At 64.2% G+C, this 12218-nt stretch carries 2 protein-coding genes (1 of these 2 running past the window's edge); both read left to right on the top strand.

Annotated elements, in window-relative coordinates; translation table 11 throughout:
- Window positions 1-11914, top strand: the 3' end of a protein-coding gene (locus ACIG5A_RS17795; RefSeq protein WP_397241284.1) for a C2 family cysteine protease. The gene continues 15404 nt to the left of window position 1, outside the view; 11914 of the gene's 27318 nt are visible here — the last part of the coding sequence; its start codon lies beyond the left edge, outside the window; the stop codon is at window positions 11912-11914.
- Complete coding sequence (locus ACIG5A_RS17790; RefSeq protein WP_397241283.1) at window positions 11907-12218, top strand: hypothetical protein; 312 nt, start codon at window positions 11907-11909, stop codon at window positions 12216-12218. Before ACIG5A_RS17795 ends, ACIG5A_RS17790 begins: the two co-directional genes overlap by 8 nt.

The following is a 12218-nucleotide window of genomic DNA, read 5'->3' as shown; positions in this document are numbered from 1 at the left end:
CGACGAGCCCTACCTGGGCAGCCTCCTCGATACGCTGGCGACCGGCGAACCCGCTTCTGCGGCACCGGTTTCGCACACGGCGGTTCCGGTCCACGCGCCGAAGGGTGAGCTCACCCTCATCGGCGCCGACGGTAGGTACTTACATCTGCAATCGGCCATGACGTTCTCGGCTGTGCCAGTCGGCGACCACTACGAAGTACCGGTCAAAGCCGGGGCGCTACCGGCGGTACACCTGCCGAAGTCGATCGCGGGACGCGACTTCACCTTCGATCCCACCACCCAGACCCTGCACTGGAACGGAACCGGCGCGGGTATCCGATTCGTCGACCCGCTCGGCAACCCCACACACCTCGCAAACAACCAACCCGTCCTGCTCGTGCACGACGGCGAGGCCATGCGAGTCCACGACCCACGCAATAGGCATCCACTGTTCCGGGATCAGGCCGCTTGGCTCCGAATCGACGTGCCTGCCGAACTGCTGCCCGACTACTACCGACTCGGCCTGCGCGCACCTGCCGTTACCCCGAAACTCGCACCACCCACGATGGTTTCGGTCCACGCACCGGCAGGCGAACTCGTCCTCATCGGCGCCGACAACAAGGTCCTGCACCTGACACAGGCACAACGCGACCAGCCACTGCAGGCTCGTGTGGTCGGCGACGAGCTCGAGGTATCGACGCCACACGGTCCGGTGCGAGTGCCGAAATCGTTGAGCGGGAACGACTTCAGCCACGACCCGACCGCCGGAACGCTCACGTGGAAGGGCACCGGCGGCGGCGTTCGATTCGTCGACCCGCTCGACCGGGCAGTGCTCCTGTCGAATACCGAACCTGTTGTCGCAGTGCATGACACCGGAACGACGAAGTGGATTCACGACCCACGCAACCAGGACCACGCGGGATGGCTCCGGGTAGACGACACGATCAACGCGCTACCCATCCCCGATGGATACGAACGCGGCCTGCAAGCGCCAGCGGTCACACCGCAAGTGGAAAAGCCTCCGCTGGTTCGGGTATCGCCCCCAAGGGACAAGCTCGTCCTGATCGATGTCCACGGCAAGATCGTGCACCTGGGGCCAGGCGACAAGCTCCAGATCGACACCAGCACCGCCTTGTACGACAACTTCCCGGTGCTCGTGGACGGCCGAACGCGGCTGATTCCACCATCGCTTGTGGCAAGCGATTTCACCTTCGATCCCGACGCCCAGACCCTGACATGGGACGGGAACGGTAGCGGGATCCGATTTGTCGATCAACTGAAGCTGCCGGTGCTGCTGTCATCGGATCAGATAGCGGTGGCAGCGCAGGCCGAGGGAACGAAAGCACGAATCCGCGGCCAGCACAACCAGGATCCAACAGCGTGGCGTGAGGTCGACGACCCGGACCGGGTGTTGCAGCTGCCCGTCTATGCCGACCGCAGCGGCGAATCGCTGTTCGGGGCGGATGGGCGACCACATCCAGACGATGCCGCGCAAGGCAAAACAGGCGATTGCTACCTGATCGCGCCGCTGAAGCACCTCGCCCGATTCAACCCGGGCGCGATCCTCGAAATGATCCACGACAACAGTGACGGTACGGTCAGTGTCCGCTTCTTCGTCGATGGCGAGCCGCGGTGGATCGCCGTCAGCAAACACCTCTACGCCGACCCGGTAACCGGGCACGCCTACTACGCCAGGCATCACCCCGGTGATCCGCTGTGGCCCGCGCTCGTCGAGAAGGCATACACCGCGCTGTTCGGCAACGAAAACGGATACCAGGGCATCTGGGGCGGGATCCCCGCCGAGGCCGCCGAGCAATTGCGCGCGAATTTCCACCAGGCCGTCGGCGGCGGGCTGCAGCAGCCCGTGCGCGCCGTAAGCGATGCGACGTTCCTGTCCCCGTTGCAGTTCGACGCCCACACGCTGCACCAGCAGGTCACCGACACCATGCGGCGACGGCTTGCCGAGCAACTGCACTTCACGACCACAGACATTCTCGACGGTCTTCACGACGAGATATCGCCGTCCCGGCGTGCCGAGATGTTCTCGAGGCAGCTGTTCGATGCGTTACCCACCAGGATCAGCCGAACCCTCGACAGGTGGACTGCTGCCGGCACTGCCTCGATCATCGGCGATCTCCACGAAGAAGTCGCCCTCGCCTTCGCGCACTTCCCAGGATCGTCCAACCTGGCCGACCTCCTCGCCGCGCGCCCCGTGATCACGGAATCCGGGCTCGCGCTCAGTGATGTCGCGCGCCGCGCGATCACCGATCGGTTCGAGCACCCGATCAGCGCCCTGCACCTCCAGGCCGTGAGCACGCTGCTGGAAGTACTCGGCGATGACCGGAACGGAGTCAACACACCACAGCAGATAAGTGACGCGTTGCGCCCAGGGTTCGCCCGAACGCTGTCCTCCGCCGGTATTCCGCCGGATGTCGCCAACCGGCTCATAGCCGCCCTTGATCGTGCGGTCGTAGAGACCACGCAACGCCAGCTCACGGATACCCCTGATCGGCGCGCCCTCCTGGACGTCATCGACGCGCTCGATCAGCAGATCGCCGCTACCGTGCGACAGGAATTCACCCAGGCTGTGGACGCGGAAATCCAAGCCGTGCGCACCGTTATCACGGAGACCATCACCGAGCTGTTCGACCGCAGCACAGCGCAACTCGACACCAGCGCGCAACGCGGACGTACCGTCGAGCGGCTGCACGCGGAGTTCATCCGAATTCTCGGCGAGCACTTCTCAGCGGATCATCCACAATCCAGTACCGCCAGTCATCTCATCGAGGGATTGGACGCGCTCCGACCAGAGGTCGAGGGGGCAGTGCGCACACTCATCCCGGACGAGCCCCTCACAGACACCGTGCGTCAGCAGCTCACGAATACCGTCCGCCAGCAGCTCCCGGGCGCCTTCGCGGACATCACCGATATCGTGCGCGATGCCATCGAAAGCAAGCTCGACCGCCAATTCGACAACCTGTCCGCTGAGTGCGCGCAAACAATCGCAGGCCACTTCGACCATGGCCTGCTGCCACAGCACGCGCGCACTGTACGAAATCAACTGAGCGAGGCGCTGAGCGAGCAATTCGCTCGAAGGCTGGGTAGTTGGTTCCCGGGTGACACCCACCGGGACGCCCACACTCGGCTCATCAACGCCGTCGATACGCAGGTCCGCGCGATCCTGCGCACGCACATCCCGGACGGTCCCGGTCCGATGGCCGCCGACGCTGGCCAGCGGCTCACCAGAGCAGTCACGCGGCAGGCGACCGACATCGGGCGAAAGGCACTGTTCGCGGCCGTGGACAACGACATTCGAACCTTGCGCACCGATTTCACCGACACCATCTCCGAATACCTGAACCGCGCCCCTGCTGCGCGATCGCACGCTGATCTCCGTGCACAGCTGACCGCCGCACTGGACGCACGGCTCACCCGAACCCAGGGCCGATGGCTATCCGTCGACCCGGATGAGAACACCTTTGCCCACCTCATCGAGTCCCTCGATCGACGGGTCACCGCGACCGTCCGCGCGGGCTTGCCGGACGATATCAGCCCGCACAACATCAAATCCGTGTTCGGGAGTCTGCGTTCTGGCCTCGAACACGAGATCGCCGACATCGTGGACGGACACATTCACGGCGATTTCGAGTTCGCCCGCCGACTCAGCGACCCGGCTCTCAGGCGCGAGTGGCTCGACCGCTACGAACGTCACTATGGTGCGAAATGGGCGCAGCTGTCGACCGACGAACAAGTTCGGTACAACTCCCACGGCGACTTGAAAGCCGAGTTCCGGCGCGCGACCGAGCGCGAGGTGTTCCAAGATATTCTCGCCAGCCATTTCACGCCGTGGCGGCACGAAGTTTCCAGCATCACTTCATATCTGGATGCCGCGTACACGATGGCAAACGACTTCGCCGACTTCCCCATCCTCGCCGAGGCGGTCGGTCACCGGATCGAGTACGCGCTCAGGCGAGGCGACACTGTGTCGCTGAGCACCCGTTCCTTCGGCCAGGACCGTCAGACAACCAGATTCCCCGGGCTGGTCGGCAATCACGCCTACTCGGTGATCGGTATCGAGCCAGGGCCTCCCGCACGCGTGATCCTGGAGAATCCGCACGACTACCGGCTCGATGGGGCAGCCCTCCGAGCGCGCCACCCCGCCCCCATCGACGGCGTCGAATACCGTGAGGGCTCAATCGAACCAGGTGAACCACACCGTGGCCCGGGAATCATCGCCGTCGAGCTGAGCCAGCTGACCAAGTTCGGCTACCTCGATATCACCGGTGCGGGCGCCTACGGTCTACACGGACCGGCTCACCCGACTATCGAAGGGCCGCCGCGAATCGCGGTCCAGCACGAGGTAGCCGCTAGCCCCGCACCGGATGGTTACGTGTGGGATCCCTTGGCGCACAACGGTGCAGAGATGCCAATCAATGGCGACTCTTTGGTACACGCACTGGCCCGAATCGACAGCGAACGCGGCCGGGAGACTCCCGATCTCACGTCTCGCGTACCCGAACTGCGACAGGAGATCGCCGATTCGATGGCCGCCAACTACGCGGCCTACCGCCCCGAGTACAGCCGTGAGATCTCCGATGAGGAATTCCGGGCCTACGCCGAGGACCTACGAACGAGCCTGGCCTACAACAACGACGCGCAGGACCCCCTACTCCGCGAGGCCGCCCGCTATCTCGGCTTGAACCTGGAAATACACACCCAGGAAGAAATCCACTACGTCACCTCGGGCGGCACGCGACACACGGGAGCACCGGCGAACTGGCGACGTGACGCCGCACTGCTGCTGGACCGCGGCCAGTATCAGCTCGCCGTCCCCGAGACGCCGCTGTCCGGCGACACCAGCGCCTACGGCGATCACCTGCTGTCGCTTCTCGAGTACGAGCTCCCCGGCGATTCCATCGATGACCTACCGCTGAGAGGCTCCCGCGCGGACGACGCACCGCCCGCACCCACCGTCGCACCGCCCCCGCGAACGGCTCCACCGGTTCCGGTTCGTGTACCGAAAGACACGCTCGTGCTGATCGGCTCCGACGGCAAGGTCATCCGGCTGGCCACTGGGCATCGACTCGAAATCGCCATCACTACGGATGGTCACCATGCCGTTCGGGCGAACAACGAGATCGTCCGGGTACCGAAGTCATTGTTGGCGAACGACTTCGTCGTCGAGGCCATGCAGCTGCGTTGGACGGGGAACGGCGGCGGAATCCGGTTCGCCGATGCGCACAACAACCCGGTGATCATGGCGCATGATCAACCGGTCGTCGCAACACATGTTCCGGGGACCCACAGCGCGAAGATGATCAAAGACCCGTCCAATCCGGTTGCGACAGCGACGCTTCGGATCGATGACCGCGCTGGTGCGCTGCCGATGCCTGGTTATGTCGATCGTGCGAACCATCCGCTTTTCGGGGTCGACGGCCCACATCCCGACGATGTGGGACAAGGCGCGATCGGCGACTGCTATCTGATCGCACCGCTCAAAAGCCTTGCCCTCCATGACCCATGGGCCATCACCGAGATGCTGCACGACTACGGAGACGGCACCGTCGGAGTCCGATTCTTTGCCGACGGAGCGTACGAATGGATCCGCGTTGACAAGCAGATCTATGTAGACCCGCGCACCGGCGACGGCCACTTCGTCAAACATCTTCCCGGAGAACCGATGTGGGCCGTCCTCATCGAAAAGGCCTACGCGGCCCGATTCGGTGGTGAGAACGGATATCACGCGATCGACCGCGGGATTACGTATCAGGCCGCCAGACGATTGGGCAAGGGCTTCTACCTGGACGAGCACGGCGTGATCCGCCAGCCGACCCGCAGCAATGCCGACACCCGTTTCCTGTCTCCTATGCGGTTCAGCCTCGATGCGCTGCATGAACAGATCACCCACACCATGCGGTCACGACTCGCAGGAGGGCTGAACCACGCCATCCGCCTGGCCTTGATAGTCCAGCAGGAGCCCACCGCGCACAATCTGGACGTCGACGGCATGCACGCGCAGATGACCGCGGACCTGCGACGAGAGGTTGACACGGCGATAGGTGAATGGTCCTCGACCGCCATCACTCCCGCGCACCAGCGGATTGTCGACACCCTCCATCAGCAGCTCGCCGAGACCATGCGCACACATATCACGCGCTTCGCAGAACAGTTCAAAGCCGAAACCCTGCTCGAAGGCGTCCTCGAAGCCCTCGACGCGGCACAAGTCGACGCGACCGTACGTGCCCACATCACGGAGATCGAGCGGTTCACCACCGAGCCCAGCGCCGATGACATCCTGGCAACGCTCGACGAACGCGGCCCTGCATACGCAGCCACCTTGATCCGAAGGGCGCTCGAGGACTATGAGCCGACCATCCAGATCCACGACGCCCTGGGCGAACATGTCACCGAGTTCGCGCAGAAGTACACCACCGGTGATATCGAATTCGCACGCAAAGTCCTTGCCGCAAAAAGCCAGTGGGACAATCATTTCCGCGCCGCACACAAGATGGAATTCGATCCGCTACCGAAGGAGATCCGGGATCGGACAAGAGACGAGTTCATCCGCAAACAGTTCGCGGAGTTTCTCACTGCCACACAGTTCACGGACTGGCCACGCGAGGTCGATGCCCTCAACGCGTACATGGACGGCGCTTTCGGCGGAAAGGGGGATCTCGCCGAGTTTCCGATCCTGGCCCGCGAAACGGCCAGCCGGATCGAGTACGCGCTGGCACATCGTGACGTCGTGGTCCTCGGCACCCGCCGTCTAGGCGACGGCGAGGAGAACGCTACCGCCTTTCCCGGGCTGGTCGGCACCCACGCTTATACGGTTATCGGCATCGAGCGCGACGCAGCCAACCAGCCGGTCCGGATCATCTTGGAGAACCCCTGGACCTACCGGAACGCCGAAACGGCCGACGCGCTGAACCACCCGAGGCCGAGCGATGGCATCGAGTACCGTTCACACGGCCTGGCCGCTCCGGGCGAACTCCGCCGCGCGGCCGGTGTCATCGCCGTCGATATCAAGCTCCTGCCCAAGTTCCACGCCCTGCATATCAGCGGCGCTGGCGCGCATGGACTCTACGGACCGGAGGCGGTATCGCCGCGACGTGTCGCGCCCCCCAAAGGGCCGCCACCTCCACCGCCGATCACACCGGTGCCACCCCGCCCGAAGGGACCACCACCTCCGCTACCGGTCACCCCGGCACCACGACGCCCGCCGGGCCCGCCGCCCCCGCTCCCTGCCACACCGGCGCCAGCACTACCGCCGAGCGGACCACAGCGCCGAGCGGCCATCCCGCCACTCCCAACGACCGTCGCAGAGCCGACCCATGTCATCGACGACTTGATCGAAACCGGCTCACAGGTACCGCAACTCACCGAGGCGACTGCTGGATCGGCCGCCCTCGAAGGCCGTGTGCTGGAACCCATCAACGACTTCTTCGATTTCCTGCACCGCGCTGTCCATCCGCGACCGAGTGACGGGCCTGCCACGCGTACCGCCGAGATCAATGGACTACGCAGCAAGGTGGCGAGGCGACTGGACCAGCAGCGCAGGGCGCTCCGCATCGAACTCCGCCAGGGCCACCTGCCGGACAGCCCGGCACTCCAGCGGCAAACCAGTCCACTCGAGAGCCGAATCCGCACACTCGACGACCAGATCGCAGCGTTGCTGGATACGCGCAGTCCCTTCGCGGGCCGGATCGACTCGGATCTGTTCGAAGCGGCGGCCGCGGCGACGGGGCTGCGCTTCGGACAAGACGGGGTTCCTGTTCAACGCCTGGGGACCGATTACTACCTGGCCGCTCCCGAACACGGTCTGCGGGCTCCGGAGCATCGACCGGCCTTGGCCACGACACCACCGATACCGACGAACCCCCCGGGCGGGCATCTCGTCCTGATCGGCGGGAACGGCGAGGCCATCGCGCTGATACCGGGCGAGTCGGAGCAGCTTCGAATAAACCATGCATATCACAGTGACACTCATATCGAGGTGCAATACCGCGGCGAGTGGGTGGAGCTTCCCGCATCGATGGTGTCGACTGGATTCCAGCCGGATAAGGACCGGCTCCACCTGAATTGGGATAACGAGCACACCGGACTCCGGTTCGTCGACGCCAACGGAAAGTTGGTCGCGCTATCCGGTGACAATCCTTTCATGGTCGAATCAGCCGGCGCCGACCGCAGTTGGATCTGGGATCCCGCCGAATCGGACCGTCGCTCACGAGTACTGATCATCGACCGATACGACGTACTGTCTATGCCGATACTGGAATCCGCGGACGATTCTCCCCTGTTCGATCGCCGGGGACCGAGCACCGATGACGTATCCCAAGGCAGAGTCAATGATTGCTATCTGATCGTTCATCTCAAAAACCTGGCACTGCGCCCAGGTCTGCTCCGCTCGATGATTCACGACTACGGCGACGGCACCGTCGCCGTACGATTCCTTGCCGAAGGCGTACCGGAGTGGGTTCGAGTGGATAAGAGAATCTATTACAACTCATGGACTTCCAGCGGTCAGGCGGTAATGCACATACCAGGTATGGCGCTGTGGCCCGCACTGATCGAGAAGGCATACGCGGCGAGATTCGGCGGCGCGCAGGGGTATCACGGTATTGATTACGGATTATCGGCCGATGCTGCCGACCGCCTCGGCATCGGCTCGATACTGTCGTACGGCAGCGAGTGGGGTCCGCTCCATTCCGGCGTCGAGAACACGGTCTTTTTACATCCAATAAACTTCACGGCGGAAACCTTACGCAGACAATTCGGCGCACCGCACGAGTGGGCGTCGATATTCACCGGCGCGAAGGAACGCTTGCGAAAGCATCTCGACGACTGGGGGGATGCGGAAGCCCAGGCGAAAAAGGACAATCCCGACGACCGCGATGCGCCCGTTCGCATCTCGCGCGAGTTCGTTCGTCGCGATTTCCGGGCGGTGGCGAAGGAGCTTTCGCAGGGTAAATGGGCCGACCAGGTGGAGGCGCTCGACCGCTACATGGCGGACGCGTACGACCCGGACGGCCGGACCGCGAATATCCAGAACTACCCGCAGGTGTTCGGCGCCATCGCCACCACCATTCAGGCGGCACTGAGCAAAGGCACGACGGTAACGCTCGGCAGCGCCGTGCTCGGGCACAACCAGGAGGGCGCGCGACAGGTTCCCGGTCTTTTCGGAGGCCACGAATACCTTGTGCGCGGTATCGAGATGGACTCCAGCGGGCAGCCCATCAAAATTGTCCTGGAGGACCCGGGGAGTACTCCGTACATGGAGCCGGATCCAGAGCGTGCGGGAGAGCGGCGCTTTCCCACTCCGGTCGACGGTATCGAATACCGCATGTATGGCCCACGCAACAGATTCGAGCTGCCGCGGGCAGGCGGCGTCGTCGCGATCGGCCTCGAGCACCTGCCGAAATTCACTGTGCTGTGCTACAGCAACCAGTCCGACGACCTCGTACACGCGCCTACTCCAATGCACGATGAGGACGGCCCTGCCGCCGCCGCTATACCGACCTCCACCGTCGATGATGTCGGCGCGCCACCCGGCTACCTCTGGAAAGCCATGCCCCGCAACAGGAATCGCCTCTTCTCTGCGCTGCTCGACGCTGAGCCGCGCAACGCCGCGCTACTCGACGCTCTCCCTGCGCCGGACGGGATGGCCCCCGAGTCCGCCGCGGACCCGCTCGCGAAGCTGCGGCGGCTGACGTTGAGGCAGCTCGCCGTCGATGTCGAGCGCTACTCACCGATGTTCGCCCACCGCGTCGACTTGCTGCGGGACGAGCACCACAAACGCCTCGAGGTCATGCGCGACGGCGGCAGCGCGATCGACTATTCCGGCGTGGACGCATTCGGATTCGACGCCGACTATCGATTCCTGAGAAATATCGAATTCGAAAGACGGCTAAGGGATTTCGCGGATGCCGGCCTGTATGCCGACAGTTTTGTCGAGGTGTTGGCGCGCGGAGCAGCCGACGTACTGGGGATTCAGCTCGTACTGCACGCGGACGACGGAGTGGTGCAGCGATTCGGACCCGAAAATGGTCCGTTGGCCACTCTGCTGGTCCGCGACGAGCGAGTGTACGCCGCCGTTCCGGAGGCTGCGATGCCCACGGCCCGCACCTCGCCCGACCCCAAGCCCGAGTTCCCTCGGCCGTTGCCGCACCGGGAGATCGGCTCGGTTTATGCTTCTGGTCCGCAAGGCACGGAGTTCGGCGAAAGCCACCTTGCCCGAGCAAGAGAAGAGCTCCCCGACCGGACCTACCTAGCAGCGGTTCGGTACACGCTGTTTCCAGAGGTCGATAGTCAACTGGCCGACCCAGCCCACATCCGACGACTGGCCACCGACCGCTACGCCGCCTACCGACTGCAATCACTCTATGCCGAGCACCTGGAGCGCACGACCGCACCCGACGACTTGGTCGCCCCGCACCAGGACGACCTACATAGGCTTGCGGTAGCACTCGATCTCGGACCGGACGCAGACCATCGGGAGAAGGACTACTTCGCGGTCGATCAGGAAACGCATTCGCGCGAATTCGATCGCAGGCTGATCGCGCACCTGGCCGCGGATCCTACCCGCGTGGGCAAGATCGTCGCGCTTGGCGAGCAATATCTCACGACCTTCGACGGGTACGATTTTCTCAATCTGGGCAAGTCCGAGTCGATCTTGAACGCGGCGCCGCGAATCATCACCGAGTCCACGAGCGTGCGGCACCTGGAAACACTGCTGCGGGAGCGGCATGACCATTTCGTCCAGCATCTCGATCATGCCTTCACACAGCAAGATCGAGCCCAGTCGCTGTCATACAGCGTGCTGGCGATCAAAAAGGCGCCGACGCTCGAGCGGATACTGCAACGGCAATCAGGCGACCTCGGGCTGCCCGGGACCATAGCGGGCCGAGTGGCGAATCTGGCTGGTGAACGCGACAGGATCGGGCTCGCTGTCGCGCTCACCACCGAACTCCGCGGTCGGATTGTCACCGAACCCCGGTATCTGGCTGCCACACTCGGCAACGAGCTGATTCACACGATCGATACTCCATTCGTGCTCGAGCTCATCGTGCCCGCGGGCACCGAGGCGCTGTGGCTCGGAAAGGAAAGCACTCACCCGACAGCACCCGAACTGCTGCTGCGGCGCGGGAGCAGCTACCGGATCCTGCATGTGCGGGCCCAGGTGGACGGTGGGCATCTTCGCTACATCGTCCGCGCCGACGTCGTCCCCGCCGAGGCCGCCTCGCCGCAGCGGAACTCGCTGGAGCCGCGCACAGCAGATCGGTCACTGAACTTGCCGGGCAACCAATTCATCGGCCATATCGACGGCGTCATCACCCCTGCCGGGCACGTCTGGGAACGGGTGGCGCGCAACGGAGATCACCTGGTGGATGCCCTTCGGCGGGCGATGCCCGACCGCTTCGCGACTGTCGAGCCCGCGCCCACCGGCGAACAGTCGCGGCGCCGAGTCGCCGCCGTGCTGCATGCTCAGCGTGACGACTACCTGCCCCGATTCAAAACCACCCGCTATCTCGAAGCGGTCGGCAACCTCAACCAGTCGCAGCGTGATGTGAACTGGGCCCCAGCGAATCTCGCCCACGAATGGGCGGCACTGGAGCATTGGCGCGCTGTCGAATTCGATCGCCAGCTGATCGAATTCGTGCGTTCCGGGTCCCACCTCGGCGACATCGGTCTGTTTGCCGCCATGGTGTACGCCGAACAATTCCACCTCCGCTTCTCGTTCAACGACACCCGGGGAAACCTCCACGCCATCGGTCCGGTCACCGGCCACCGCGTCGATCTGCTCATGGTCGACGACATCTTCTACCTGGCCGTCCGCGATCCGAACCCGGCACCGCCGGCACCAGTACACCGGCCGCCATCCCCGCCACTCGACCCCCGACCGCAGAAGAAGCAACGAACAGGAGCACACAATGCCTGAACCCATTCGCATCGAAACCCGTGGATTGCGTACCGGCTCAGCCGGACTCGAGCACGTCGGGGAGCGCGTCGACGCGATCCTGGCCAAGCTGATGGCCTCCGCCGCGATGCGTGGCACCCCATGGGGCACCGACAAGCCGGGCAAACAGTTCGCCGAGGGCAACCAGGGGTATATCACCGGGCGCAGCAACCTGTTCGGCTCGTTGAAGGCCAATGCCGAGCGCATGCAGGACCAGGCGAAGGGGTTGCGCGAGACCGCGGTCGCCTTCGAGGTGACCGAAGCCGAGAACAAGCGTCAGCTGTGA

The sequence above is a fragment of the Nocardia sp. NPDC052566 genome, from assembly GCF_044547285.1.
GTDB lineage: Bacteria > Actinomycetota > Actinomycetes > Mycobacteriales > Mycobacteriaceae > Nocardia.
Note: the sequence above shows the minus strand (reverse complement) of the source record. Positions and strands in the feature narration are given on the sequence as shown.

What these genes read in the sequence shown, in the direction of transcription:
- ACIG5A_RS17790 (WP_397241283.1), top strand. Translation starts at nt 11,907, where the DNA reads ATGCCTGAACCCATTCGCATCGAAACCCGTGGATTGCGTACCGGCTCA.